Source organism: Sphingomonas sp. (assembly GCF_036731925.1).
In the GTDB taxonomy this organism is placed as follows: domain Bacteria; phylum Pseudomonadota; class Alphaproteobacteria; order Sphingomonadales; family Sphingomonadaceae; genus Sphingomonas.
Genome location: NZ_DAINDJ010000001.1, coordinates 310,309 through 334,363, shown reverse-complemented (window position 1 = coordinate 334,363; position 24,055 = coordinate 310,309). Strand labels below are relative to the sequence as shown.

Annotated in this window: 25 protein-coding genes and 1 tRNA gene; 8 read left to right on the top strand and 18 right to left on the bottom strand. The window is 67.8% G+C overall.

Annotation, left to right across the window (positions count from 1 at the left end; translation table 11 throughout):
* Positions 1-110 precede the first annotated feature (110 nt).
* Genes V7E00_RS01585 through V7E00_RS01565 form a run of 5 tightly spaced genes read right to left on the bottom strand, consistent with a single transcriptional unit; the run spans position 111 to position 5,235 of the window.
* The gene (locus V7E00_RS01585) at positions 111-1,052 is read right to left on the bottom strand and encodes a 50S ribosomal protein L11 methyltransferase (RefSeq protein ID WP_333570956.1); all 942 of its coding nucleotides are present in this window, start codon (positions 1,050-1,052) and stop codon (positions 111-113) included.
* Positions 1,042-1,746, bottom strand: a complete 705-nt coding sequence (locus V7E00_RS01580; RefSeq protein WP_333570955.1) for an SDR family NAD(P)-dependent oxidoreductase — start codon at positions 1,744-1,746, stop codon at positions 1,042-1,044. The genes V7E00_RS01585 and V7E00_RS01580 overlap by 11 nt, the downstream gene beginning before the upstream one ends.
* 51 nt (positions 1,747-1,797) lie before the next feature.
* Entirely contained in the window at positions 1,798-2,487 is a 690-nt protein-coding gene (locus tag V7E00_RS01575; RefSeq protein ID WP_333570954.1) for a DUF2490 domain-containing protein, read from the bottom strand.
* A 55-nt stretch (positions 2,488-2,542) separates the two neighbouring features.
* A complete protein-coding gene (locus tag V7E00_RS01570; RefSeq protein WP_333570953.1) occupies positions 2,543-3,898 on the bottom strand; it encodes a methyl-accepting chemotaxis protein in 1,356 nt (451 codons plus the stop codon).
* Positions 3,899-3,909: 11 nt separating this feature from the next.
* Complete coding sequence (locus tag V7E00_RS01565) at positions 3,910-5,235, bottom strand: methyl-accepting chemotaxis protein (protein ID WP_333572358.1); 1,326 nt, start codon at positions 5,233-5,235, stop codon at positions 3,910-3,912.
* Between the two features lie 255 nt (positions 5,236-5,490).
* Here V7E00_RS01565 and sdhC point away from each other — a divergent pair, with 255 nt between their 5' ends.
* Genes sdhC through sdhA form a run of 3 tightly spaced genes read left to right on the top strand, consistent with a single transcriptional unit; the run spans position 5,491 to position 8,100 of the window.
* Positions 5,491-5,913: a succinate dehydrogenase, cytochrome b556 subunit gene (sdhC, locus tag V7E00_RS01560; RefSeq protein WP_333570952.1), complete on the top strand. Its 423-nt coding sequence runs from the start codon at positions 5,491-5,493 to the stop codon at positions 5,911-5,913.
* Positions 5,906-6,298 carry a succinate dehydrogenase, hydrophobic membrane anchor protein gene (gene sdhD / locus V7E00_RS01555; RefSeq protein WP_333570951.1) on the top strand — a complete coding sequence of 131 codons (393 nt, stop codon included), beginning with the start codon at positions 5,906-5,908 and terminating at the stop codon, positions 6,296-6,298. The genes sdhC and sdhD overlap by 8 nt, the downstream gene beginning before the upstream one ends.
* Positions 6,298-8,100 carry a succinate dehydrogenase flavoprotein subunit gene (sdhA, locus tag V7E00_RS01550; protein WP_333570950.1) on the top strand — a complete coding sequence of 601 codons (1,803 nt, stop codon included), beginning with the start codon at positions 6,298-6,300 and terminating at the stop codon, positions 8,098-8,100. The genes sdhD and sdhA overlap by 1 nt, the downstream gene beginning before the upstream one ends.
* Before the next feature lie 232 nt (positions 8,101-8,332).
* Here the strand turns inward: sdhA and ruvC are convergent, their stop codons facing one another.
* The 6 genes from ruvC to V7E00_RS01520 form a co-directional block, all read right to left on the bottom strand.
* Positions 8,333-8,824 (bottom strand): crossover junction endodeoxyribonuclease RuvC, encoded by a 492-nt coding sequence (ruvC, locus tag V7E00_RS01545; protein WP_333570949.1) that lies wholly within the window; start codon positions 8,822-8,824, stop codon positions 8,333-8,335.
* Positions 8,821-9,222 carry an endonuclease domain-containing protein gene (locus V7E00_RS01540; protein WP_333570948.1) on the bottom strand — a complete coding sequence of 134 codons (402 nt, stop codon included), beginning with the start codon at positions 9,220-9,222 and terminating at the stop codon, positions 8,821-8,823. The genes ruvC and V7E00_RS01540 overlap by 4 nt, the downstream gene beginning before the upstream one ends.
* 111 nt (positions 9,223-9,333) lie before the next feature.
* Positions 9,334-10,077 (bottom strand): YebC/PmpR family DNA-binding transcriptional regulator, encoded by a 744-nt coding sequence (locus V7E00_RS01535; protein WP_333570947.1) that lies wholly within the window; start codon positions 10,075-10,077, stop codon positions 9,334-9,336.
* 83 nt (positions 10,078-10,160) lie between these two features.
* On the bottom strand, positions 10,161-10,397 hold the full coding sequence (locus tag V7E00_RS01530; protein WP_010543233.1) for a DUF2312 domain-containing protein: 237 nt from the start codon (positions 10,395-10,397) through the stop codon (positions 10,161-10,163).
* 126 nt (positions 10,398-10,523) lie between these two features.
* Positions 10,524-11,849, bottom strand: a complete 1,326-nt coding sequence (locus V7E00_RS01525; protein ID WP_333570946.1) for a metal-dependent hydrolase family protein — start codon at positions 11,847-11,849, stop codon at positions 10,524-10,526.
* Between the two features lie 39 nt (positions 11,850-11,888).
* Entirely contained in the window at positions 11,889-12,245 is a 357-nt protein-coding gene (locus V7E00_RS01520; protein ID WP_333570945.1) for a DUF1244 domain-containing protein, read from the bottom strand.
* Positions 12,246-12,335: 90 nt separating this feature from the next.
* Here V7E00_RS01520 and pyk point away from each other — a divergent pair, with 90 nt between their 5' ends.
* Positions 12,336-13,805, top strand: coding sequence for a pyruvate kinase (pyk, locus tag V7E00_RS01515; protein ID WP_333570944.1), 1,470 nt, complete (start codon positions 12,336-12,338; stop codon positions 13,803-13,805).
* A 33-nt stretch (positions 13,806-13,838) separates the two neighbouring features.
* Here pyk and V7E00_RS01510 read toward each other — a convergent pair whose 3' ends face one another.
* From V7E00_RS01510 to V7E00_RS01500, 3 genes are read right to left on the bottom strand one after another with little or no spacing between them, the layout of a single operon-like run.
* Complete coding sequence (locus tag V7E00_RS01510; protein WP_333570943.1) at positions 13,839-14,474, bottom strand: heme exporter protein CcmB; 636 nt, start codon at positions 14,472-14,474, stop codon at positions 13,839-13,841.
* The gene (gene ccmA, locus V7E00_RS01505) at positions 14,471-15,040 is read right to left on the bottom strand and encodes a heme ABC exporter ATP-binding protein CcmA (protein ID WP_333570942.1); all 570 of its coding nucleotides are present in this window, start codon (positions 15,038-15,040) and stop codon (positions 14,471-14,473) included. Before ccmA ends, V7E00_RS01510 begins: the two co-directional genes overlap by 4 nt.
* Positions 15,037-15,441, bottom strand: coding sequence for a metallopeptidase family protein (locus tag V7E00_RS01500; RefSeq protein ID WP_333570941.1), 405 nt, complete (start codon positions 15,439-15,441; stop codon positions 15,037-15,039). The genes ccmA and V7E00_RS01500 overlap by 4 nt, the downstream gene beginning before the upstream one ends.
* A gap of 49 nt (positions 15,442-15,490) precedes the next feature.
* Here V7E00_RS01500 and V7E00_RS01495 point away from each other — a divergent pair, with 49 nt between their 5' ends.
* Complete coding sequence (locus tag V7E00_RS01495) at positions 15,491-15,784, top strand: 4a-hydroxytetrahydrobiopterin dehydratase (protein WP_333570940.1); 294 nt, start codon at positions 15,491-15,493, stop codon at positions 15,782-15,784.
* Positions 15,785-15,940: 156 nt separating this feature from the next.
* On the opposite strand, the gene V7E00_RS01490 is transcribed toward V7E00_RS01495, so the two are convergent.
* Positions 15,941-16,672 (bottom strand): energy transducer TonB, encoded by a 732-nt coding sequence (locus V7E00_RS01490; RefSeq protein ID WP_333570939.1) that lies wholly within the window; start codon positions 16,670-16,672, stop codon positions 15,941-15,943.
* 93 nt (positions 16,673-16,765) lie between these two features.
* On the opposite strand from V7E00_RS01490, the gene V7E00_RS01485 reads away from it, so the two are divergent.
* Both V7E00_RS01485 and V7E00_RS01480 read left to right on the top strand, forming a co-directional pair.
* Positions 16,766-17,092, top strand: coding sequence for a hypothetical protein (locus tag V7E00_RS01485; protein ID WP_333570938.1), 327 nt, complete (start codon positions 16,766-16,768; stop codon positions 17,090-17,092).
* 115 nt (positions 17,093-17,207) lie between these two features.
* Positions 17,208-19,004, top strand: coding sequence for an aminopeptidase P family protein (locus V7E00_RS01480; protein ID WP_333570937.1), 1,797 nt, complete (start codon positions 17,208-17,210; stop codon positions 19,002-19,004).
* Between the two features lie 36 nt (positions 19,005-19,040).
* Here the strand turns inward: V7E00_RS01480 and V7E00_RS01475 are convergent, their stop codons facing one another.
* The gene (locus V7E00_RS01475) at positions 19,041-19,178 is read right to left on the bottom strand and encodes a hypothetical protein (RefSeq protein WP_333570936.1); all 138 of its coding nucleotides are present in this window, start codon (positions 19,176-19,178) and stop codon (positions 19,041-19,043) included.
* 101 nt (positions 19,179-19,279) lie between these two features.
* On the opposite strand from V7E00_RS01475, the gene V7E00_RS01470 reads away from it, so the two are divergent.
* A tRNA-Thr gene (locus tag V7E00_RS01470) sits at positions 19,280-19,354 on the top strand.
* A 215-nt stretch (positions 19,355-19,569) separates the two neighbouring features.
* Here the strand turns inward: V7E00_RS01470 and V7E00_RS01465 are convergent.
* Positions 19,570-21,180: an alpha-L-fucosidase gene (locus tag V7E00_RS01465; protein ID WP_333570935.1), complete on the bottom strand. Its 1,611-nt coding sequence runs from the start codon at positions 21,178-21,180 to the stop codon at positions 19,570-19,572.
* A gap of 1 nt (position 21,181) precedes the next feature.
* Positions 21,182-24,052, bottom strand: coding sequence for a TIM-barrel domain-containing protein (locus V7E00_RS01460; RefSeq protein ID WP_333570934.1), 2,871 nt, complete (start codon positions 24,050-24,052; stop codon positions 21,182-21,184).
* Positions 24,053-24,055: the final 3 nt, after the last annotated feature.

Sequence of the window (24,055 nt, the reverse complement as noted above, 5' to 3'; positions counted from 1 at the left end):
GCCAATGGATTCCCGCCTTCGCGGGAATGACGATGGTCTTTCTGGAATTTGCTCCCCCGCACCTCTGAGAAATCCCTCTCTTCGCTGCGAGGCAACGACGTCGCCGGACCTCAGATATCCAGTGCCCAGCCGTCACGGCCCTTGGGATCGGGCGGGGTGACCGGGACATAGCGCGTCGCGCCGGCTGCAAGCCGCAGGATCGTCCAGTCGCCGCGACGGTCGATCGCTTCGAGCGTGCAGCCGCACCCCTCGAACGCTTCCACCACCTGCGGGCGCTGCGTCTCCAGCAGTCCCGCCAGCACGATCGTCGCATCGGGCGCGGCGATCGCGGCAAGCTCGGGCGCCATCGAGACCAGCGGCCCGGCAAGGATGTTGGCAATGACGAGGTCGTACGGCGCCCTGGCGGTGATCGCGTCGGACAGCGCACCGTCCGCCACGATCAGATCCACCCCCTCGATTCCGTTCGCCACCGCATTTTCGCGGGTGACGTCGACCGCGGCGGGATCGATGTCGGTCGCCATCACCGCCGCCTCCGGCCAGAGATGCGCGCCGGCGAACGCCAGCAGGCCGGTGCCCGTGCCCACATCGATGATGTTGGCGAACTGCCGTTCCGAAAGCCCGTCGAGCATCGCCAGGCAGCCCGAGGTCGTTGCATGGTGCCCGGTGCCGAACGCGCGGCCCGCATCGATCAGGAATGCGCGGCCACCCTCCGGCGAAGCCACCGGATGCGCGCTGGTGTGGACGACGAAGCGCCCCTCGCGGATCGGCTCCAGCCCTTCCTGGCTGAGCGTCACCCAGTCCTGCGCGGTCAGCGCCTCGACCTGCGGCTCGGTACCCGCCGCACTCGGCACCAGCGCCTTCAGCGTGGCGAGCATCGCTGCATCGGGCTCATGCTCCATATAGGCGTCGAGCCGCCAATGCTCGACATCGTCCTCCACCGTCTCGGTGGTCATCAGCACGGCGTCGATCTCGATCGTGCCCGCATCGATCGCCTCGGCCTCGGCGCGGGTGCAGGGCAGGCTGACCTTCCAGCTGTCGATTTCAGCGGACATAGCTGGCTCCATTGGCGTCCAGCACCGCGCCGGTCATCGAGGGGGGCGCATCGAGCGCGCAGAACCTGGCAATGGCGGCAATCTCCTCCGGGGTGGCCACGCGGCCGAGCGGAATGTCGGCCAGCAGCTTGTCGCCGCCGCGGCTCTCCAGATAGTCCTCGGCCATGCCGGTCATCGTGAAACCGGGGCAGATTGCGAAGGCAAGGATGCCCTGCGCCGCATAGCCGCGCGCGATCGACTTGGTCATGCCGACCATGCCCGCTTTGGACGCCGCATAGTGCCAGTGCGCCGGGCTGTCGCCGCGATAGGCGGCGCGGCTGGCGACGTTGACGATGCGGCCGCCGGTTTCCCGTTCCTGCCAGTGCCGCACGGCGAGCCGGCAAAGCTCGGCCGAGGCAGTGAGGTTGACGCGCATCGTGCGCTCCCAGCCGTCGACCCAGTCGTCATGAGGCGCATCGAGCGGATTGGCCTCGAAGATGCCGGCATTGTTGATCAGCACGTCGATCCGGCCGTCCAGCGCGTCGAGCGCCTGGGCCCAGAGCGCTTGCGGCGCGGCAGGATCGGTGAAGTCAGCCGGGATGCCGCTGCGCGTGCCCTGGCCGACCAGCGCCACGCGCGCGTCTTCGCCGAGCAGCGCCGCCGTCGCCGCGCCGATGCCCCGGCTGCTGCCGGTGAGGAGGATATGGGTCTTCATACGGCAAGCCCTAGCGCGGGCGCGGGGGCGCGTCACCCCGGCACGCAGGCCTCAGTCGTGCAGCACCGCCACGCCCAGCGCGCCGAGATTGAGCGTCAGCTGTACGCTGAGCGCATGGTCCATCTGCGGCCGCGCCCCCGCCCGGCCGAAGCGATATTGATTGAGATAGCCGATATCGGCGTTGAGGGCCTTGCCCAGCGGCACCGCGACGCCCAGCAGATTGCGCATCCGCTCATAGCCGGCCCGCTGCCCCCAGCGCGTGCTGTTGGGGAGCAGGAAGCTTTCATGGCTGGCGAACAGCGCCAGTCGCGGCCGGCCCAGCGGCAGGTTGTAGCGGAGCAGCGGCCGAATTCGCACCCCGATCCCGCTGCCGACCGTGCTGAACCGCTCGTCGATCCGGAAGCGCCCGGCAACGCGTCCACGGTTGAACACGACTTGCTGGCGAACGCGGTCCTCGTCGGCGGCAAGGTTCGCACTGTGGAACCCCACCCGGCGATAGCCGATGCCGAATTCCACGCCCTTGGCGATCTGCCAGCCCAGCAGTGCGCCATATTCGGTGGTGTAGATGCCCTCCTGCCGATCGCTGGTACGCGCGATCTGCTCGAGCGTCACGCGGACCCGCTCAGTCACCGGCACGATGACGTTCAGCTGTTCCCACGCCTGGCGATCCTCCTGCTGCGCGCGGGCGGGCGCGACACCGGCGAGCAACAGCAGTGCGGCACAGGGAAAGCTGCGGGACATCGACCAGCGATGACACAGGCGGGGGCCGCGGATCAAGCCGCGGCTGCGCCCCTGATCAGGCAGCCACCGCAGTCGAGAAGGTGTCCGCCGCCGCGCGCAGCTGGTTCAGCCGATCGTCCACCTCGGTCACGTCGTGCTGCAGCGTGTCGATTTCGCTCGTCACGCTCTTGGTGTCCTCGCGGATGGCGCCGATCGTGGCGGACATCGAATCCGCCGCAAGCGCAGTCTCGTCCACCGCCGCAGTGATTGCCGTCACCGTCTGCGCCTGCACCTCCATCGCAGTGCGGATACGGTTGGCGCTTTCCTGAACCTCGGACACGGTGGTGCGGATCGAGGCGTTGGTTTCCACCGTCGAGCGCGTGGCCGACTGGATCGCCGCGATCTTCGCCGCAATGTCGTCCGTCGCCCGCGCCGTCTGGCTGGCGAGGCTCTTCACTTCCTGCGCCACGACCGCGAATCCGCGACCGGCATCCCCCGCCCGTGCCGCCTCGATCGTCGCGTTCAGGGCGAGCAGGTTGGTCTGCCCGGCGATGTCGCGGATCAGGCCCAGGATGGATTCGATCGACTTGGCGTGATCGGAGAGCATCTCGCTCATTCCCACGGCCTCGGTTGCCTGGCCGCTCGCGCGCGTCGCGATCCCCGCCGCCGCTTCCACTTCGGTGCGGGCATCCTCGATCGCGCGGATCAGCCCGGCTGCCGTCATGGCCGCCTCGCGCATCGCCACCGCCGACTGCTCTGCCGCCGCGGCTACTTCACTCGCCTTGCCAAGCATGCCGCGCGCGGCGCTCGATGCGCCCTGCGCCTGCACGCGGATGCGGTTGCCGAGCATCGTGGCACCCTCGATCGACTCGGCGATGCTCGCGCGGAACTGGTCGGATCGCGCCCGGCGTTCGGCATGTATCGTCGCGGTCTCACGCGCGCCGAGATGCGCCGTCATCAGGTCCACTTCGGCCAGGGCGATGCGCTGCACCGTGTCACACAGGCGGGCGAGCCGCGCGGAGTCGGCGCCGAGCTTCTCGCGCAGAACATCCATCGTCTGCGCATGGGCATAGGCGAACTGGGCGATGAGCGTAGAGAGCGGGATGCCCAGCAGATAGGTGCCGGCGGCATAATCGCTTACCAGGCGCGACCATTCCGCGCCGAAGAGCTGCTCGAACTTCACCCGGCTGTAGTGCGCGCCTGCTTCGACATGCGGTTCCTCGCCATATTCGCGCAGGAGCCGCGTGCCGATTGCGCTGTTCCGCAGCTGCGCCTGGCAGCGCCGGGCGATGATGTAATGCGAATCGCCAAGCAAGGCGGCGATGTCGGCACAGGAGGCCACCATCGTCCCGTCCCAGTCATATTCCGCGCGCCATTCCTGCGGCGACCGCGTGCAGTCGCCGCCTCGCCCCTGCTCCGACGTTGCCGACATAATCCCTCTCCTCAGGCGGCTACCTTGGCGACAAACTCGCCGGCGCTGCCCTTCAACGTTCCAAGCTGCGCATCCAGCGCCGCAAAGCCCTGGCCGACGCGATCGATTTCGGAGGCCACCGCCTCGGTGTCCGCCCGGATCGCGCTGATCGTCGCGGACATCGAATCCGCCGCGAGCGCGGTTTCGTCGACCGCGGCGGTAATCGCCGTCACGGTCTGCGCCTGCACCTCCATCGCGGAGCGGATGCGGTTGGCGCTTTCCTGCACTTCCGAGACGGTTTCGCGGATCGAGGCATTGGTCTCCACCGTCGAGCGGGTGGCGGACTGGATGGCCGCGATCTTGGCGGCGATGTCGTCCGTCGCCCGCGCCGTCTGGCTGGCGAGGCTCTTCACTTCCTGCGCGACCACCGCGAAGCCCCGGCCTGCGTCCCCTGCCCGCGCGGCCTCGATCGTCGCGTTCAGCGCGAGCAGATTGGTCTGCCCGGCGATGTCACGGATGAGGCCGAGGATCGATTCGATCGACTTGGCGTGATCGGAGAGCATTTCGCTCATCCCCACCGCGTCGCTTGCCTGGCCGCTCGCGCGCGTGGCGATCGCTGCCGCTGCCTCCACTTCGGTACGGGCATCTTCGATCGCGCGGATAAGCCCCGCCGCGGTCATCGCCGCCTCGCGCATCGCCACGGCAGATTGCTCGGCCGCTGCCGCGACTTCGCTGGCCTTGCCGAGCATGCCGCGGGCCGAGGCCGAGGTGTGCACCGCCTGGCCGCGCAGTTCCTCGCCGCCGCGCGACGCCTGCTCGACGGTCGCGCCGATCGAGTCCCGGAACTCGCTGGCCAGCCGATCGCGCGCCACCTGGGCGCTGTGCTCGCGGTACATGTTGTAGATTTCGACGGTGATGTCGGCTTCCAGCGCCGACAGCCGCATCAGCGTGTCGATCAGCGCAGGCAGCCGCGGATCGGCGCCTTCCACCCGGCGGATTAGCACTTCCAGCGCCGCCCGGTCGCTCGCGCTGATCATGGCCAGGAGCGCCATCGGCGGCACGCCCTGTTCATAGGCAGCCGCCACGGAACGCTCGATCGACTCGATCCACGTCTTGGCGGTGGTCTCCAGGAATCGGGCGCGCAGGAAGACCACGCCCACATCGATCATCTTCGCGGTGTCGGAGGGCGCCCAGTCCCGTTCCTCCGGGAAACACCGTATCCATTGATGCCAATAGGCGGCGGACACCGCTTCAATCTCGGGCTCCAATATATCCCAGCATTCACGGCTCGACTGCTGGAGCGAGCCTTCGAAGTCGAACACATGCAGCCGCGCCGCAACATCGATCCGCGCGGTCATCGTGCCTGCTGCGGCAAGCGCCTGGGTGGAAGCCGAATCGCTCACGTACATCTTGTCCCCGGTCGGCGGCCGGGCTTCGGCCGCATCGGCCACAAGCTATGCCGGTCCAGTGGTTAAGAGGCGGTTAGGAGCCGCTGTGCCATTGCCGGTCCGCAACATCTTGCACCCACCGCCCGGCTGAACCTAAGGGCAATCCGTCTTGCATCCTCGTCTGGCGGGATTAAGGAAGCCCGCGTCGACCGAAAGGATTTATCGTTGGCCAACGTCCGCAACACGGCACGACCGCTGTCGCCGCATCTCGGCATTTACAAATGGGGACCGCACATGGCGGTCTCGATCCTCCACCGCGCCACCGGCTCCGGCATGGCGACGGTGGGTACCGGCCTCTTCGTGTGGTGGCTGGTCGCACTCGCCTATGGCCCTGATGCCTATGCGACGTTCCTGGACGTGTTCACGCTGCAGAACGGCCAGCTCAACATCCTCGGCTACATTGTCGGGATCGGCCTGAGCCTGTCGTTCTTCCAGCACATGGCCTCGGGCACCCGCCACCTGTTCCTCGATGCCGGCGCGAATTTCGAGCTGCGCGCCAACAAGCGCAGCGCGCTCATGACCTTCGCGTTCAGCATCGTCGCCACTGCGATCTTCTGGGTCGTGCTTCTGGAGAAGGCCCATGGGTAACGGTACCCGGCTCGGTCGCGTCCGCGGCCTCGGCTCCGCGCATGAAGGCGCGGGCGAATGGTGGAAGCACAAGGTTTCCGCCGGATCCAACCTGCTGCTGGTGCTGTGGCTGATCGTCTCGATCGCCCTGCTGCCGGGCTATGACTATGCGACCGTCGCCGGCTGGATCGCCCAGCCGCTGGTCGCGGTGCCGCTGATCCTCCTGGTGCTCAGCGTCACCTTCCACTTCCGTCACGGCCTGCAGGTCGTGATCGAGGATTATCAGCACAACGAGACGCGCTTCGTGCTGATCGTCCTGCTCGAATATTTCACGATCACCGTCCGCGTGCTCGCGATCTTCTCGATCCTGAAGATCGCCTTCACCTCCGTTGGAGTGGCTGCCTGATGCCCGCCGCCTACAAGATCATCGATCATATCTATGACACCGTCGTCGTCGGCGCGGGTGGCTCGGGCCTCCGCGCGGTGATGGAAGTGGCGCAGTCGGGCCTCAAGACCGCCTGCATCACCAAGGTGTTCCCGACGCGCAGCCACACGGTCGCGGCGCAGGGCGGCATCGCCGCCAGCCTCGGCAACATGGGTCCGGACCACTGGACCTGGCACATGTACGACACCGTCAAGGGCTCCGACTGGCTCGGCGACCAGGACGCGATCGAGTATCTCACCCGCGAGGCCCCGGCTGCGGTGTACGAGCTCGAGCATGCCGGCATGCCGTTCAGCCGCACCGACGAGGGCAAGATCTACCAGCGCCCGTTCGGCGGCATGATGCAGAACATGGGCGAAGGCCCGCCCGCGCAGCGCACCTGCGCCGCGGCGGACCGTACCGGCCATGCGATGCTGCACACGCTGTACCAGCAGAGCCTGAAGTACGACGCGGACTTCTTCATCGAATATTTCGCTCTCGACCTGATCATGGAAAACGGCGAGTGCCGCGGCGTGATCGCGCTGTGCATGGAAGACGGCTCGATCCACCGCTTCCGCAGCCATGCGGTGGTGCTGGCGACCGGCGGCTATGGCCGCGTCTACCAGTCGGCCACCTCGGCGCACACCTGCACCGGCGACGGCAATGCGATGGTGCTCCGCGCCGGCCTGCCGCTGCAGGACATGGAGTTCGTCCAGTTCCACCCGACCGGCATCTACGGCGCGGGCGTGCTGATCACCGAGGGTGCGCGCGGCGAAGGCGGCTATCTCACCAATTCGGAGGGTGAGCGCTTCATGGAGCGCTATGCGCCGTCCGCCAAGGATCTCGCCAGCCGCGACGTCGTGTCGCGTTCCATGGCGATGGAGATCCGCGAAGGTCGCGGCGTGGGCAAGGAGAAGGACCATATCTTCCTTCACCTCAACCATATCGACCCGAAGATCCTGGCAGAGCGCCTGCCCGGCATCACCGAGACCGGCAAGGTCTTCGCCGGCGTCGACCTCACGCGCCAGCCGCTGCCGGTGGTCCCGACCGTCCACTACAATATGGGCGGCATCCCGACCAACTATCACGGCGAAGTCGTCCACCTGAAGGACGGCAACCCGGATGCGGTGGTCCCCGGCCTGTTCGCGGTCGGCGAAGCGGCCTGCGTGTCGGTCCACGGCGCCAACCGCCTCGGCTCCAACTCGCTGATCGACCTCGTGGTGTTCGGCCGCGCGACCGGCAAGCGGATCGTCGATATCCTGAAGCCCAACACCCCGCACCACCCGCTGCCGAAGGATTCGGAAGCGCTGGCGCTGGGTCGTCTCGACCATTTCCGCAACGCGAACGGCGGCACGCGTACGTCGCAACTGCGCGCCGACATGCAGAAGACGATGCAGCGCCACTGCGCCGTGTTCCGCACCGAGGAGCTGATGGCCGAGGGCGTGGCGCACATGGACCAGGTCTATGCGGGCCTGCAGGACGTGGCGGTCAGCGATCGCTCGCTGGTGTGGAACACCGATCTCGTCGAGACGCTCGAGCTGGACAACCTGCTCGGCCAGGCGATGGTGACGATCCGCAGCGCGATCAACCGCAAGGAAAGCCGCGGCGCGCACATGCACGAGGACTTCCCCGAGCGCGACGACGCCGGCTGGATGAAGCACACGATTGCGACGTTCGACGGCTGGGGCGGCAAGGGCGGCGCCACCGCGATCGATTATCGCCCGGTGCACGACTACACGCTCACCGACGCAATCGACTACATCAAGCCGAAGAAGCGGGTGTACTGATCCGCCAGCGGATGGGTTTACGGAAGGGCCGGGGCGGCGACGCTTCGGCCTTTTTGTTTGTGGTTGGGTTTGCGGCACCCAGCCACCCTCACCCTCCCCACCGCCTTCGGCGGCGGGCCCCTCCCTCTCCCGCAGGCGGGAGAGGGCATCAGCAGTCCCTCTCCCGCCTGCGGGAGAGGGAGGGAGGCGCGGAAGCGCCGGAAGGGTGAGGGTGAGTAAGGGTAGCCAGGTACTACCGAAGAACCCCGAACCGCGCACTCGCGAGGTGATGCGCATGGCAGATCGCCACCGCCAGCGCGTCGGCCGCATCGGCACCGACGATCTTCACCCCCGGCATCAGCCGGGAGACCATCGCATGGACCTGGTCCTTGTCGGCATTGCCGACGCCCACGACCGACTTCTTGACCGTGCTAGGCTTATACTCGCCCACGTCGATTCCCACGCGCGCAGCGGCACACAGCACCACCCCGCGCGCCTGGCCGAGCTTGAGCGTAGACTGCGCGTTGGAATTGACGAACACCTCCTCGACCGCGGCAGCCTCGGGCGCGTGATCGTTGATCAGCGCGGCGAGCATGGCGTCCAGATGGGCGAGCCGGCGCGGCAGCGTGGCCTTGGTGTCGGTGACGAGCTTGCCATGGCCGAGATGGCTAAGGCGGTTCCCCTCGGCCCGGATCAGCCCCCAGCCGGTGGTCCCGAGGCCGGGATCGAGGCCCAGGATGATCATCGCTCAAGCCCCTCCCCTTCAGGGGAGGGGTTGGGGTGGGGCACGGCGGACCAGCGGTCTGGGCGGGTTTTGAGTGCCTCGACAATCGCCGCGAGCACCCCGTCCATGTTGCCGAACACGTCATGATTGGAGAAATGCAGGGCGAGAAATCCTTGGCTCAGGAGAAACGCATCACGACGATCGTCATAGGCCAGATCATGCGTGTCGCCGTCGACCTCGACCACCAGCCCTTTGGCCGGGCAGAAGAAGTCGCAGATGTAGGGGAATACCACCTGCTGCCGGCGGAATTTATGGCCGAGCTGGGTGCTGGAGAGATGCCGCCAGAGACGCTTCTCCAACTCCGTCGGATTGCGGCGCACTTCCTTTGCGCGGGCATATAGCTGGGCTTCGGTGACCATCCCTGCCCTCCCTGAGGAGACAGCATGCACCACCAGCGGGGCATTTGGCTACTCGGTCAGCCCCCACCCCAACCCCTCCCCTGAAGGGGAGGGGCTTAAGTTCCAGCCAGCTTACCCCAGCTTTTCCATCACGTCGTCGGGGATCTCGTAGTTCCCCCACACCGTCTGCACGTCGTCGTCGTCATCCAGCGCGTCGAGCAGCTTGAACAAAGTCCCCGCGTCGTCGGCGCCCACCGCCACCACGGTCTGCGGCCGCCAGGCGAGCTTGGCGCCTTCGGATTCGCCGAGCACCGGCTCCAGCGCCTTGGCGACTTCGTGCAGGTCGCCCTGCGCGGTCCAGATCTCGTGGCCATCCTCGCTGCTGGTGACGTCCTCGGCGCCCGCTTCCAGTGCCGCCTCGAACACCTTCTCGGCGTCGCCGGCGCTCGCCGGATAGGAGATCAGGCCGAGGCGGTCGAAGCCGTGGCTCACCGAACCCGCCGTGCCGAGATTGCCGCCGTTCTTCGACACAGCCGTGCGCACGTTGGTCGCGGTGCGGTTGCGGTTGTCGGTCAGCGCCTCGATGATCAGCGAGACGCCGGCGGGGCCGAAGCCCTCGTAGCGGATCTCTTCATAGTTATCGCCTTCGCCCTTGCTCGCCTTGTCGATCGCGCGCTGGATATTGTCCTTGGGCATCGACTGCGCCTTGGCGGCGTTGATCGCGGCGCGCAGGCGCGGGTTCATGTCCGGGTCCGGCAGACCCATCTTTGCCGCCACGGTGATTTCGCGGCTGAGCTTGGAGAACATCGCCGAGCGCTTCTTATCCTGCGCGCCCTTGCGGTGCATGATGTTCTTGAATTTGGAATGGCCTGCCATGGTGAACCCGAACTGCCTGCGGTCTGGAGGGGGTGGAAAGCGCTCGCCTTAGCGCGGAAGCCCGGCGAGCGCCATCGCGGGGCTCAGATGCCCAGCGCCTGCTTGTAGGTCTCGAGCAGCATCTCGGCCTCTTCGCGGTGATGCTTCTCCATCTTCCGCAGGCGGACGATGGTGCGCATCGTCTTCACGTCGAAGCCGGTCGACTTGGCTTCGGCATAGACGTCCTTGATGTCGTCGGCGATGCCCTTCTTCTCCTCTTCGAGACGCTCGACACGCTCGATCAGGAGGCGGAGCTGCTCGGCGGAAATATTGTCGGACATGGGTGTTCTAGCTCCTGAAGCATGGGATCGGACGAGGCATGCCGCGCGAGCGTCGCGCCGGCTGGATCGTCCGAAGGGAAAGGAATCCGGCGGGCCCTGTACGCCAGCCGGCGCCTTCGCTCAACCTTAGTCCTGCGGGAACACCTGCCGCTTGCCGCCCAGCTTGTGCACCACTCCTGCGCGCACCACCGTGTTGACATGTTCCAGCACGGTCACGTCCTGCAGCGGGTCGCCCGAAACCGCGATCAGGTCGGCCGCCTTGCCGGGTTCGAGCGAGCCGAGCTGGTCCTTGCGGCCGAGCGCATCGGCGGCGTCCAGCGTCGCCGCGCGAATCGCTCCCGCCGGCGTGAGCCCCGCGCGCACCAGCAGCGCGAACTCCCTGGCGTTTTCGCCGTGCCGCGACACGCCGGTGTCGGTGCCGAAGGCAACCTTCACGCCCGCCTTGATCGCCCGGGCGTGGCTCGCCGCTGCAGCCGCTGCGGCCGCCTCGGCCTTCGGAATGGTCGCGGGCGGCAGCTTGCCGGCGCGGGCATTGGCGAGTGCGGTGACAGGCGCGATCATCGTCGGCACCAGCCAGGTGCCATGTGCCTTCATCGCCGCGATGGTCGCATCGTCGAGGAAGCTGCCATGCTCGATCGAATCGGCGCCCGCCTCCACGGCCCCGCGCACCCCCTCGGCGGCATGGGCATGCACCGCGACGCGGCGGCCAAAGGCGTGCGCCGTATCGACGATCGCCTTCATTTCCTCGTCGGACATCTGCTTGCCCAGGCCCCCGGCGACGTTGGAGAGCACGCCACCGGTCGCGGCGAACTTGATCACCTGCGCGCCCAGCCCGACCTGCTGGCGCACCGCGCGGCGGCAATCGTCGGCGCCGTTGCAGGTGTTGATCTGGCGGTGCGCCACCGCTTCGGCAAATTCCTCGGCAAGCCCGTTGGTGCCGTCGCCGTGCCCACCGGAGACCGAAATCATCCGCCCCGCGTTGACGATTCGCGGCCCCGCGATCGCACCGCGCTCCACCGCATCGCGCAGTGCCCGGATCGCACGCGGATTGCTGCCGAGGTCGCGGACCGTGGTGAACCCTGCCTCCAGATCGCGCCGGGCATCCTCGATTCCGGTGACGAATTCATCGGCCTCGTCCTCAGTGAGCGCGTTCATCCGCTCCTTCAGCGGATCCCCTTCCGAGAAGAGGTGGACATGCAGGTCGATCAACCCCGGCAGCACGAACTTGTCGCGCAGGTCGACCAGCGCCGCCCCTGCCTCGGGCGCGACGAAGCCGTCGCGCACCTCGGCGACCTTGCCGTCGCGCAGGATCAATGTGCTGGCACCGCGCGCCGCCTGGCCGGGCCGGTCGAGCAGCCGCCCGGCCTGGACATAGGTGACCTTGGGCGCTGTCTGGGCAAGGGCGGGAACGGCCACGGAACATGCCAGCGCGGCCAGCAACAACGTCTTCATTCCCGTCTCCCCCTGTCGCGCCCCCAGTTCAGGCCCAACTCAGGCGTGGGGGTCGGTCATGCTGGGAGGATCACTGGCCGGGAAGCTCTCGTCAAGCGCCTCGTCGAGCTCGGCGTCGCGGCCCTCGTTCTTCTTCAGGCTCTCTTCCATCCGCGCCAATTGCTCGGGGGTCGCCTCGCTCTGGTACTTCGCCTTCCAGTCGGACTGCTCCATCCCATAGACGATTCGGCGCGCATCGGCCTTGGCGATGCTCGGGTTCGCCTCGTGGATCCAGTCGCCCAGGCAGTTCCGGCAAAAGCCAGAAAGCCCCATCAGATCAATGTTCTGGGCGTCGTGACGGTGGCGCAGATGGCGCACCAGCCGACGGAACGCTTTGGCCGCGGTTGCGTCGTCCAAGCGATCAAGTTCATCCATTCGGCACCTCCGGAGTTGATGTTAACGCATTTGGGACTAGAGGCGGGCACGCACAAGCCGAGGAAGACAACGATGACACAGGCGATCTCCCCCCGCTCGCGCAAGGTGCGCGTTCTGGCAACCTTGGGACCCGCCAGCGCGTCCCCCGAAATGATCGAGAAGCTGTTCCGCGCCGGCGCCGATGCGTTCCGCATCAACATGAGCCATGGCGACCAGGCGTCGAAGATCCCGCTGTTCGAGGCGATCCGCGCGATGGAGGCGACCACCGGCCGCCCGACCACGATTCTCGCCGACCTTCAGGGGCCGAAGCTCCGCGTCGGCAAGTTCGCCGAGGGCAAGGTGACGCTGGTCACCGGCCACCAGTTCACGCTCGACCGTGATCCGACGCCGGGTGACGCCACCCGCGTCGAGCTGCCGCACCGCGAGATCTTCGAGGCCGCCCATGCCGATGCCCGCCTGCTGCTGGACGACGGCAAGCTCGTGCTGCGCGTGACCGACGCGACGGCGGATCGCCTGACCACGATCGTGGAGGTCGGCGGCGCGCTGTCGAACAACAAGGGCCTCAACGTTCCCGACATGGTGCTGCCGCTCGCCGCGCTCACCGAGAAGGACCGCAGCGACCTCAGCTTCGCGGTGGAACAGGGCGCCGACTGGATCGCGCTCAGCTTCGTCCAGCGCCCGGAGGATCTGATGGAGGCCCGCCGCCTGATCGGCGGCAAGGCCGCGCTGCTCGCCAAGATCGAGAAGCCGAGCGCCATCGCCCGCCTCGAGGAGATCCTGGAGCAGTGCGACGGCGTGATGGTCGCGCGCGGCGACCTCGGCGTCGAGCTTCCGCCGCAGACCGTGCCGCCGCTGCAGAAGCGGATCGTCGAATCGGCGCGTCGCCTGGGTCGCCCGGTGATCGTCGCGACGCAGATGCTCGAATCGATGATCGAGAGCCCCTCGCCCACCCGCGCCGAAGTGTCGGACGTGGCGACCGCGGTCTATGACGGCGCCGACGCGATCATGCTCTCGGCCGAAAGCGCCGCGGGCAAGTGGCCGATCGAATCGGTGTCGATGATGAACTCGATCGCCGATGCGGTGGAGCGCGATCCGGCGCATGGCGACCGCGTCCACTTCACCGTCACCAAGCCCGATCCGACGACCGCCGACGCACTTGCCGAAGCGGCGAAGAACATCGCGGCGACGGTCTCGGCCTCGGCGATCATCTGCTTCACCAGCTCGGGCTCGACCGCCCGCCGCATCGCGCGCGAGCGGCCGCTGGTGCCGATCCTGGTGCTGACCCCGGAACGCGACACCGCGCGCCGCCTGGGTCTGCTGTGGGGCACCCATGCAGTGAACACCCGCGACGTCGACTCGTTCGAGGAGATGGTGGCCAAGGCCAAGCGCATGGCGCTCCGCCACGGCCTGGCCAAGGCGGGCGACCGCGTGATCGTCTGCGCCGGCGTCCCGTTCAAGACGCCCGGTTCGACCAATGTGCTGCATGTCGTCACGCTGCTCGGCGACGAGCTGACCAACTATACCGGGCCGGAAGGCAACTGAGTCCCGCGCCCCTCCCGCTTCGGCGGGAGGGGCTTATCCCCGCCCCATCCGCATCGCCGCGCCGGCAACGAAGGGGCAGCCCGCTACCAGCACCAGGCTGATCGCCGCGAGCAGCTTGATCGCGCCCGGCTCGCCGCCGGTGGCCCCCGCGCCGAAGATCAGCAGCGGCACCGCGAAGGGCAGCATCACCAGACCCGCCAGCGCGCCCGCGCCGCGTAAGCCCGCCACCAGCGCCGCCGTCGCCACGCCCAGTGCCGCCAGCCCCGGCGTGCCGATGGCAAGCCCCAGCAGGATCGTCCCCAGCGCCGTCCCCGGCACATGCAGCAGCGCCGCCGCGACGCAGGTCGCCGCCAGCAGCGCGGGGCCGAAGCCCAGCCAGTGCCCCAGCATCTTCGCCGCAGCGATGCCCGCATCGGAAAAGCCGCGAACGACCAGCTGATCGAGCACCCCGCTCTCGGCATCGGGTGTGACCAGCCGCTCCACCGGGAGCAGTGCCGCGAGCAGCGCGGCGGCCCAGATCACCCCGCCGCCGATCCGCGCGAGCAGCCGCCCGTCGGGCCCCACCGCGAAGGGGAACAGGATCGCGACCAGCAGGAAGAAGGCGATCGGCAGCACCAGTCCACCGCTGCTCCAGGCCCGCCGCAGCTCGCGCCAGACCAGCGCGGTCACCAGCGAATCTCCTGCGCACCCGGCAATGCGATCGGCTGGTGCGTGGCAACCAGCACGATGCCGCCCCGCGCGCGGTGCTCCGCGATCCGCGACTCGAGCATCGCAACCGATGCCAGGTCCAGGCCGTTGGCGGGCTCGTCGAGCAGCCAGACCGGCGCCCCGCTCGCCAGCACCCGCGCGAACGCCGCGCGCCGCCGCTGGCCCGTAGAGAGCAGCCGCACGGGCACATCGGCGATGTCTGTCAGCCCCACCGCCTCCAGCGCGCCGGCCACAGCATCCCCGCGCCCATCGAGCCTGGCCCAGAATCCCAGCGCGCCGGCCAGCGTACGCTCCGCATCCAGCGCGGCAGTCTCGCTGAGCAGCGTCCTTTCGCCCTCCCCCGTCACCCGGCCGCCCAGCGGCGCGAGAAGCCCGGCGGCGATACGGATCAGGCTCGACTTGCCGACACCATTGGGCCCCAGCACCAGCCCCGCAGCGCCGCGCTCCAGCGCGAAATGCAGGCCCTCGAACAGGATCCGCCCACCGCGCAGGCAGGTCACGTCTTCAAAGGCGAGGCATGGGTTCAATCGGCGGCGTCTTCCAGCGCGTGCATGTCGTCATCCGACAGGCCGAAATGGTGGCCGACCTCATGCACCACCACATGATGGACCAGCCGCTCCAGCGATTCGCCGGTTTCCACCCATTCGTCGAGGATGGCGCGGCGATAGAGGTGAATGCGATCGGGCAGCCCGCCCGAATCGAACGCGGACTTCTCGCCGATCGGCCGCCCGTGATAGAGGCCGCTCAGGCCGAAGGGATCATCGATGCCCAGCGCGTCGAGCGTCTCCTCGTCGGCGAACTCCTCCACCAGCAGCACCACGTCGGCCAGATGCGGCTGGAAGGGTGCAGGGATGCGCGCAAGGGCAGCGCGGGCGAGGCGTTCGATCAGGGCCGCATCGGGGGCGAAGGTTGGCGCTTGCTCCGGCATGGCCGAATGCATAGGCGGTTGGGCAGAGAACGAGCAAGGAGGGGATGACATGGTAGCGCGTTTGACCGACGGCCTGCGCGACGAATCGCTCGCGGCACTTCCGGCCTGGACCTATGAACCGGGGCGCGACGCGATCACCCGCCGCTTTCTGTTCGCCGACTTCACCGAAGCGTTCGGATTCATGACTCGGGTCGCACTGATCGCGGAGAAGGCGGACCATCATCCCGAATGGTCCAATGTTTGGAACCGGGTCGACATCCTGCTGACCACGCACGACGCGGGCGGACTTTCGACAAGAGACCTCCAGCTGGCTGCCGCGATCGACGCGCTGGTGGCGGGATAGCGTGTGATCCTCCCCCGGAGGGGGAGGGGGACCGCCGCCGAAGGCGGTGGTGGAGGGGTGTCGACGTGGCGGCGGCGGGGAGCAATTCCAGCGTGGACACCCCTCCGTCATGCCTTCGGCATGCCACCTCCCCTTGCAGGGGAGGATTTACAGTACTCACTCACTCCCATCCGGCCGCTCGTACAGATCCCAGCGATGCTCGCCGATCACGGTGTCGGCATAGGGGCGCCCGGCCGCATCCTTGCTCGGCACGTACCGGAAGCGCTTGCGAATCAGGTTGCAGGTGGTCTCGTCCAGGTCGCGATTGCCGCTCGACCGCGTGACGGTGCAGCTCGATACGCGCCCGTCCACGCCAACCACGAAGCGCAGCCCCACCGTACCGCTCGCCCCGGCGTTCAGCGCACCGCGGGGATAATCGGCATCGGAGATTCCGCCCCCGATCCAGCGCAGCGGCACCCCGCCCCCGCCGCCGGAGCCATTGCCGCGCCCGCCGCTGCCGGTGCCCGCACCTTCACCGCCCGCACCGCTCCCGGGACCGGCTGTCGGTGCCGCGCCGGAGGACGAGTCGCTGGCCGTGGCCGGCTTCGGCGCCGTCACCAGCGGCGGCGGCTGGAGGACCACCGGCGGCGGCGGTGCGACGACCTCGGTTGCCTTGGAGACGCGGTTGGGCGGTGCCGATGCGCCCTCGACCCTGGGCGCTGCGCGCCGCTTCGCGGGTTCGGGCGCCGGCGGCGGCGGGGGTGGCGGCACGTCGAAGCTCAGCAGGTTCGTCGGATCGTCGCGGGAAACCACCTGCGTCCGCAATCCGGCGAACAGCAGCGCCGCGAGCAGCGCCTCCACCGCGATCGCCGCCGCCGCGCCCCGCGCCCTGGAGCCTCCGGAAATCACCGGAGGAGGCCCGATCGTTGCGGGTTCATGCAACCGAAATGTGGCATGGCACATTGATAGGCATCGAACACGAACCAAAGATGGGGTCCGAATATGCGTAAGACAATTGCCGCACTCGCCGCCTTCGCCCTGGTGATGCCGGTCGCAATGCCGATCAGTGTCGCCAGCGCCCAGTCGCGCTACGAAGGCAAGTCCAAGTCCAGCCGCAACTATCGCTATGTGAAGAAGTGCCGCAAGTCGAAGGGCGAGGCCGGGCTTATCGCCGGTGGCGTTGCCGGCGCGGTCGCCGGCCCGGCGATCGTCGGCGGTGGCCTGCTGGGTGCGGCGGCCGGCGGTGTCGCCGGTGCGCTGGGCGGCCGAGCGATCGATCGCTCGATGACCGCGAAGAACCGCTGCACCTATGTGCGCGTCCGTCGCTGAGTGACCTTGGGGGCGGGCCCGGTCCCGCCCCTTTCCAAACCTGCCTGCATCGGCCAGAAACCGGCCATCTCGCGGCGCGCTCCGCGCCGCCCCCGAAGATGCAGGAAGTACGCGTATGTCCAGCTATGCCGATCGTCTGAACGCGCTGCGCGCCCAACTGGCGCAAGACGCGCTCGACGGTTTCGTCGTGCCGCTCACCGACGAGCACATGTCCGAATATGTCGGCGCATACGCCCAGCGCCTCGCCTGGCTTACCGGCTTCCAGGGCTCGGCCGGCACCGCGGTAGTGTTGCCGCAGGAAGCTGCGATCTTTACGGACGGGCGCTACACCCTTCAGGTCCGCCAGCAGGTCTCGGCGGATCACTGGGAATATGTGGGTGTCCCCGCGACCAGCGTCGCCGACTGGCTTGGCGCGCATGCCACCGATGGCGGCCGCATCGGCTATGATCCCTGGCTCCACACCCGCGCCTGGGTGGAAGAGGCGCGCAAGGCGCTGGCCGAGAAGGGCGCCACCCTCGTTCCCGTCCCCCGCAATCCGATCGACGCTGTGTGGGCCGACCAGCCCAGCCCGTCCGACGCGCCGCTGGCGGTGCTCGACGAGGTGCTGGCCGGCAAGTCCTCCGCCGCCAAGCGCGCCGAGATTGCCGACTGGCTCCAGGCCCGCCACGCCGATGCGGTAGTGATCGCCGCGCTCGATTCGATCGCCTGGACCTTCAACATCCGCGGCGACGACGTGACCCACACGCCCGTCGCGCTCGCCTATACCGTGATCCATGCCGACGGGACCGCCGATCTGTTCGTCGCACCCGAGAAGGTGACCGATGCGGTGCGCCAGCACCTCGGCAATGCCGTGCGCATCCAGGATCGCGCCGCCTTCGCGGGCGCGCTCGGCGGGTTCGCCGGCAAGCGCGTGGTCGCCGATCCCGGCACGGCCGTTTCGGCGATCTTCGATGGCCTGGAGGCGGGCGGCGCCACCGTCGTCGCGCTGCGCGATCCGGTGATCCTCGCCAAGGCGATCAAGAACCCCGCCGAAGTCGCCGGGCACAAGGCGGCGCAGGCGCGCGACGGCGCAGCACTCAGCCGGTTTCTGAAGTGGTTCGAGGAAACCGCGCCGCAGGGCGGCCTCACCGAGCTGTCGGCAGCCGACAAGCTGCGCGAATTCCGCGAGGCGACCGGCAAGCTGAAGGACCTGTCCTTCGACACCATCTCCGCCACCGGCCCGAACGGCGCGATCCCGCACTACAAGGTGACCGAAGAATCGAGCCTGCCGATCGAGCGGGGCCAGCTGTTCCTGATCGATTCGGGCGGCCAGTACGGCGACGGCACCACCGACGTCACCCGCGTGATGCCGGTGGGCGAGGCGAGCAGCGAGATGAAGGATCGCTTCACGCGCGTGCTCAAGGGCCATATCGCCATCGCCACCGCCATCTTCCCCGACAGCACTACCGGGGCGCAGATCGACGGCTTCGCGCGCCGGCCGCTATGGGAAGCGGGCCTCGATTTCGCGCATGGCACCGGCCACGGCGTCGGCGCGTATCTCTCGGTGCACGAAGGCCCGCAGCGCATCGCGCCGCCCTCCTATCCGGGCGGACAGGCGCTGGAGCCGCTACGGGCGGGCATGTTCCTCTCGAACGAGCCCGGCTATTACAAGGCGGGCGAATACGGCATCCGCATCGAGAATCTGGTGCACATCGTCGAGCGGACCATCCCCGGCGGCGACAAGCCGATGCTGGCGTTCGAGACGCTCACCTTCGCACCGATCGAGCGCAGCCTGATCCTCCCTGCGCTGCTGACGCCCGAGGAGCGTAGCTGGCTGGATGCCTACCATGCCGAGGTGCTGGCGATCGTCGGCCCGCAGCTGGAGGGCGAGGACCGCGCCTGGCTCGAAGCGAAGTGCGCGCCGATCGGCTAAGGGGGCCAGATCCACCCCGTTCGGGGGAGGATCGTTTCAGTTCGCCGATTCGGGGGGCGCTTCTGCCCCCTGCCCGGCCGCTTCCGCCTTGGCCTCGCGCGCCTGCGCTTTCCGCCGCCGCAGGTTTTCGCGCAGTTTTTCGGCCAATCGGGCCTGCTTATCCACATCCTTCATGCGAAAAGCGATAAACCTTCGCAATGCGGGTTGACAATCACCCGCCGCCCCGCAAATAGGCCCCTCCCGCACGGCGCTGGTCGCCGCGGTTGGAAAACAGTGCTGCCGTAGCTCAGTGGTAGAGCGCATCCTTGGTAAGGCTGAGGTCGCGAGTTCAATCCTCGCCGGCAGCACCATTTTCCCCTTCTGACAGAAGAATTCGCCCGCAAGGGCCATGCGGCGGCACAGCCCGCCCTCCTTCCACATACCATGGTCATCCCCGCGCAGGCGGGGATCCATTGGGGTCGCCAGCGCCGTTCCTGTCCCAAGCGTCCTGGCAAATGGATTCCCGCCTTCGCGGGAATGACAAAGAGGGATTGGGAGCGGCCCCGCCGGGCCGCCCCCGCGCCTTTCAGGCCCGGCGCAGGCCGTCGATCCGCACGACCGGCACCGTGCCCAGTCCCTTGGGCAGCGTGACCGTCAGGCCCGCCTCCGATTGGCGGAAGGCCACGTCGCCGCCGCCCAGCAGCCGCGCTCGCGCTACCCTGCCCGCCTTCAGCCCCAGCGCCTGCACCGTCACCGGCGCGCTCGGCGCTTTGAGGAAAAACAGGTAGAGCGCATCGCCCTTGGTGGTGAAGCGCACATCCTGCTCGGTGAAGCCCTTGAAGCCGCCTTCGTTCTGCATGCCCGAGGCGAGCTGGGTCGGCCCTTCGCCATAGACGCGCCACGGCCGCGTGCCGAAGATCGCTTCGCCATTCACCGCCATCCAGGCACCCAGATCGTCGAGGATCTTCTCTTCCTCGGAATCGATCGTGCCGTCGCCGCGCTGCGGCACCGAGAGCAGCAGGTTGCCGTTTTTCGACACCACGTCCGCCAGCCGCTGCAGCACGTCGCCCGCCGACTTGTACGCCTTGTCGGTGTAGAGGCTGCGCTTGTAGAACCAGTCCCCCAGGCAGGTATCGGTCTGCCAGGGTTCGTCCCACAGATGGTCGGAAAAGCCGCGCTCCACGTCCTGCACCAGGCCGAAGCGGGCATAGGGTTTCAGCTGCTTCGCGGTGGCGACCACGTCCACCTTGCCGTGCCAGTCGATCGAGCGGTTGTAATAGTCCGCCACCGCCGCCAGCCCGATCGGACCGAAGGGCAGCTCGTAATTGTCGAAATAGCAGAAATCGGGCTTGTACTTGGTGACCAGATCCACCTGGCGCAGCAGCCAGCGCTTGGCATAGTCGATGTCGCCCGGCGGCACCGTCTCGAGCCACTGGCCGTCGTTCGCATCGTGCCACTTGCCCATCGCGGCGGCGCTGTCGATGCCGTCCGGCGCGACCATGTGCCTGCCGGTGTAGAGCAGCTGCGGATCCAGCCCCTCCCACCATTTCCCCGCGCCGTCGGCCTTGGTCAGGCGGAACGCGTCATAGCGCTCGCCCTTGCGCGGCCCCTCGGGATCATAGGCATAGGCCGGCTGGTACCAGTGCCAGCTGTGCGAGGCATGGTTGGAGACGCCGAAGCGCAGCCCGGCGCCGCGCGCCGCCTTCTCCCAGATGCCCACCACGTCGCGTTTCGGCCCCACGCGCAGGCTGTTCCACGGGTGATGCGCGCTGTCGTAGCAATCGAGATTGTCGTGATGGCAGGCGAGCGACACGAAGTATTTCGCGCCTGCCTTCACATAGCGCTGCATCAGACCGTCGGGGTCCCAGCGCTCGGCGGTCCAGCGGTTCTGGACCTCCATGAAGCCGACATCGGCAGGGTGGCCATAGGCCTTGCGATGGAAATCCGAGGCCGGATGCCCCTGCATGTACAGGAAGCGCCCGTACCAGTCGCCCTGCTCGGGCACCGCCTGCGGGCCCCAGTGCGACCAGATCCCGAACTTGGCGTCGCGGAACCAGTCCGGATAGCGATAATTCGCCACCAGCGACGGCCAGCTCGCCTGGACCGGCCCCTGCGCCACCACCTGCGCGCGTGCGACCGCTGGCAGGGCAGCAAGCCCCGCCAGCACTTCACGGCGCCGCCACCCTGCTGCGATCATGTCAGCCCCGCTTCACCACGAGGGCACCGCCTTCGTACCGAACCTCGGTATCGAAGCCGTTGTCGTCGGTCACCGGCTTGCCGGCGCTCACCCACTTCACGCGGAAGCTGCGGGCGGCGGGCATGCCGGCCCAGCCCTTTCCTTCGCGCGCGCCGATGGTCAGCGTACCCGCCTTGTCGTCATAGGCCAGCGGGATGCGGCTGAACGCACCCGACTTGTACTGCTCGCTGCGGCCGTCATCCTCATAGAGCGAGAACTGGCCATTCGCGCCGGTATAGACGGTGATGGTCAGCGGCGCGTCGCGCTGCTGGTCCACATATTGCGTCACCGGGCCCATCGGCACGATCGCGCCCGCCTTGACGAAGAGCGGCATGCGCTCCGCCGGCGCGGCGATCCCGGCGATGGTGCCGCCGCGATAGGTCTTGCCCGTACCGAAGTCGTACCAGGTGCCGGTGCCGGGGAAGTACACGGTGCGGCTGCGCGCCTTGTACTCGGTCACCGGCGCGACGAGGAAGGCGTCGCCGAACAGATACTGGTCGTTGATCGTGCGGGCCTTGGCATCTGCGGGGAAGTCCATCGCCATGCCCCGCATGATGCTGCCGTCCTTCATGTAGGTGTCGGCGCCCACCGTGTAGATATAGGGCATCAGGCGGTAGCGGAGCTGGTCGTACCACACCATCGAGGCGCGCATCGGCGAGCCTTCGGGCGAAATCTCGTAGATCTCGCGATACGGCGCCTCGCCATGGCTGCGGAACAGCGGGCTGAACGCACCGAACTGGAACCAGCGCAGGTTGAGCTCGCGCCATTCGGCGAGGTCTTCCGGCTTCGGGTTCTTGGTTTCGAAGCGTGGCTCGACCGCGAAGCCGCCAATGTCATGCGTCCAGTTCGGGATGCCCGACATCGATGCGTTGACGCCGGCCGAGATCTGCGCGCGCAGATCATACCAGCGGGTCGCAACGTCGCCCGACCAGATCGCCGCACCATAGCGCTGCAGGCCGCCAAAGCCCGAACGAGTCAGCAGGAACGGCCGCACGTCGGGCTTGAAGCTCCGCCAGCCCTCGAAGAAGGCGCGCGCGTTCATCAGCGGGTAGCTGTTGAAATACTGCTCGGCCGGCCCGATCGCAGTTGGCCCCATGGTGTCGATCCGCTCGGGGATCGAGAGGTTCGAGTGCATGTCCGGCTCGCTGGCGTCGGCCCACCAGGCATCGGTGCCCAGCACGCCGAGGCGCTCCTGGATCTGCTTCCAGAAGATGCGGCGGCCTTCTGCCGAATAGGGATCGTAGAAGGTGTTGGCGTAGCCCGGGCCCACCCAGTCCTTGTTCCCCTGGCGCAGATTGCCCTGATAGGCCGCACCTGCGGCGTTCAGCTCCTTGTAAGTGTCGGTGGTCGGGTAGAATTTCGGCCAGACCGAGATCATGAAGTTGGCGTGCTGGTCGTGCACCTTGTCGATCATCGCCTTGGGATCGGCGAAGCGCGTGGGATCGAACTTGTGGCTGCCCCAGTCATCGTCGCGCCAGTAGCGCCAGTCGAGCACGATGTTGTCGAGCGGGATGTTGAGCGACCGGTACTTGTCGACCACGCCGGTCACTTCCGCGGCGGTGTCGTAGCGCTGGCGCGACTGCCAGAAGCCATAGACCCACTTGGGCATCATCTCGGCCTTGCCGGTGATCTGGCGATAGCCGGCGATCACGCCGTCCAGCGTGTCGGCGGGCACGAACCAATAGTTCTTGGCCTGGCCCACCTCGCTGGTGAACCACACCGAATGGCGGTCCTGCGCGGGCAGCGGATCATTGTGGAGCAGCGCCATGTAGCCGGCGTTCGGTTCCCACTCGATGCGGATCTGCACCGGCTTGCCCTTGACCATCGGCAGGTCGAAATTGGCGTACCAGGGGTTCCAGTTCTGCCGCCAGCGATCGAGCACCAGCTTCCCGTCGGCATAGACCTTGTAGTAGCTCGAGCCATAGAGCTGGAACTTGTGGGTGCCGGTCACCTCCGGCTGGACGTCGCCGGTCCACATCACCGTCTGCTTCTGCACCGCGTTGCCGGCGGTGTTCTGGCCGCCCGTCGCCGCGACGGTCTGCGCCTTGGCCGCTTCCGGCCAGTTCTTCTGATCCTTGATATACTGGTAGTTGATCGTGGCTTCCTGGCGGGTGACCGCCGGTTTGCCGTCGAGGAAATATTCAGCCTTCCAGCCGGGCTTGCCGTCGCTGGACACCTTCAGCCCCTCGCCCACCAGTGTGTAGGGCTTGGGATTGCCGAAGCGGCTGATGCTCGCATTGTCCCACAGCAGGCCGTAGCTGCGCGTCGAGACGACGAACGGCACGGCGATGTCCATGTTGTGCTGGGCGAGTTCGACGTCCTCGCCATTATAGTTCATCTGCGCATTCTGGTGCTGGCCGAGGCCGTACAGCCCCTCGTCCGTGCCGCGGTTGAACTGCTGGCTGATCGAGACGAACGGCTTGCCCTCGACAGTGACCGGCTTGAACGCGGTCTGGCCGGATTCGGCGAGCAGCTCGCGGCCCTTGGCATCGGTGAAGCGGACACGGCCGGTGGCGAGCTCGACATCGGCGGTGGCGCGCTTGGCCTTCACCAGCACATGGCCATTCGCCTGGGACACCTCGAACGCGCCGGCGGCCGGCGGATTGGGCGCCATCAGGCTGGGGGCGAGCGTGCCGGTATCGACGCCCTTGGGCAGCGCTACGACATGGAAGATGCCGTCGCCATGCACGGTCACTTCGACCCTGGCGGCAGCGCCGCCGGTCGGCGTGACCACCACCCCGCCGTCGGTGCGGCTATAGCCGTTTTCCTGCGCCGCCTGCGCCGACGTCATCGCGCTGCCTGCCAGCAGCGCCGCGATCCAAACCCTCTTCATGCC

Coding starts and splice junctions, on each gene's coding strand:
- V7E00_RS01585 (WP_333570956.1), bottom strand. CDS start 1,052: ATGTCCGCTGAAATCGACAGCTGGAAGGTCAGCCTGCCCTGCACCCGC.
- V7E00_RS01580 (WP_333570955.1), bottom strand. CDS start 1,746: ATGAAGACCCATATCCTCCTCACCGGCAGCAGCCGGGGCATCGGCGCG.
- V7E00_RS01575 (WP_333570954.1), bottom strand. CDS start 2,487: ATGTCCCGCAGCTTTCCCTGTGCCGCACTGCTGTTGCTCGCCGGTGTC.
- V7E00_RS01570 (WP_333570953.1), bottom strand. CDS start 3,898: ATGTCGGCAACGTCGGAGCAGGGGCGAGGCGGCGACTGCACGCGGTCG.
- V7E00_RS01565 (WP_333572358.1), bottom strand. CDS start 5,235: ATGACCGCGCGGATCGATGTTGCGGCGCGGCTGCATGTGTTCGACTTC.
- sdhD (WP_333570951.1), top strand. CDS start 5,906: ATGGGTAACGGTACCCGGCTCGGTCGCGTCCGCGGCCTCGGCTCCGCG.
- sdhA (WP_333570950.1), top strand. CDS start 6,298: ATGCCCGCCGCCTACAAGATCATCGATCATATCTATGACACCGTCGTC.
- ruvC (WP_333570949.1), bottom strand. CDS start 8,824: ATGATCATCCTGGGCCTCGATCCCGGCCTCGGGACCACCGGCTGGGGG.
- V7E00_RS01540 (WP_333570948.1), bottom strand. CDS start 9,222: ATGGTCACCGAAGCCCAGCTATATGCCCGCGCAAAGGAAGTGCGCCGC.
- V7E00_RS01535 (WP_333570947.1), bottom strand. CDS start 10,077: ATGGCAGGCCATTCCAAATTCAAGAACATCATGCACCGCAAGGGCGCG.
- V7E00_RS01530 (WP_010543233.1), bottom strand. CDS start 10,397: ATGTCCGACAATATTTCCGCCGAGCAGCTCCGCCTCCTGATCGAGCGT.
- V7E00_RS01525 (WP_333570946.1), bottom strand. CDS start 11,849: ATGAAGACGTTGTTGCTGGCCGCGCTGGCATGTTCCGTGGCCGTTCCC.
- pyk (WP_333570944.1), top strand. CDS start 12,336: ATGACACAGGCGATCTCCCCCCGCTCGCGCAAGGTGCGCGTTCTGGCA.
- V7E00_RS01500 (WP_333570941.1), bottom strand. CDS start 15,441: ATGCCGGAGCAAGCGCCAACCTTCGCCCCCGATGCGGCCCTGATCGAA.
- V7E00_RS01495 (WP_333570940.1), top strand. CDS start 15,491: ATGGTAGCGCGTTTGACCGACGGCCTGCGCGACGAATCGCTCGCGGCA.
- V7E00_RS01485 (WP_333570938.1), top strand. CDS start 16,766: ATGCGTAAGACAATTGCCGCACTCGCCGCCTTCGCCCTGGTGATGCCG.
- V7E00_RS01480 (WP_333570937.1), top strand. CDS start 17,208: ATGTCCAGCTATGCCGATCGTCTGAACGCGCTGCGCGCCCAACTGGCG.
- V7E00_RS01475 (WP_333570936.1), bottom strand. CDS start 19,178: ATGAAGGATGTGGATAAGCAGGCCCGATTGGCCGAAAAACTGCGCGAA.
- V7E00_RS01465 (WP_333570935.1), bottom strand. CDS start 21,180: ATGATCGCAGCAGGGTGGCGGCGCCGTGAAGTGCTGGCGGGGCTTGCT.
- V7E00_RS01460 (WP_333570934.1), bottom strand. CDS start 24,052: ATGAAGAGGGTTTGGATCGCGGCGCTGCTGGCAGGCAGCGCGATGACG.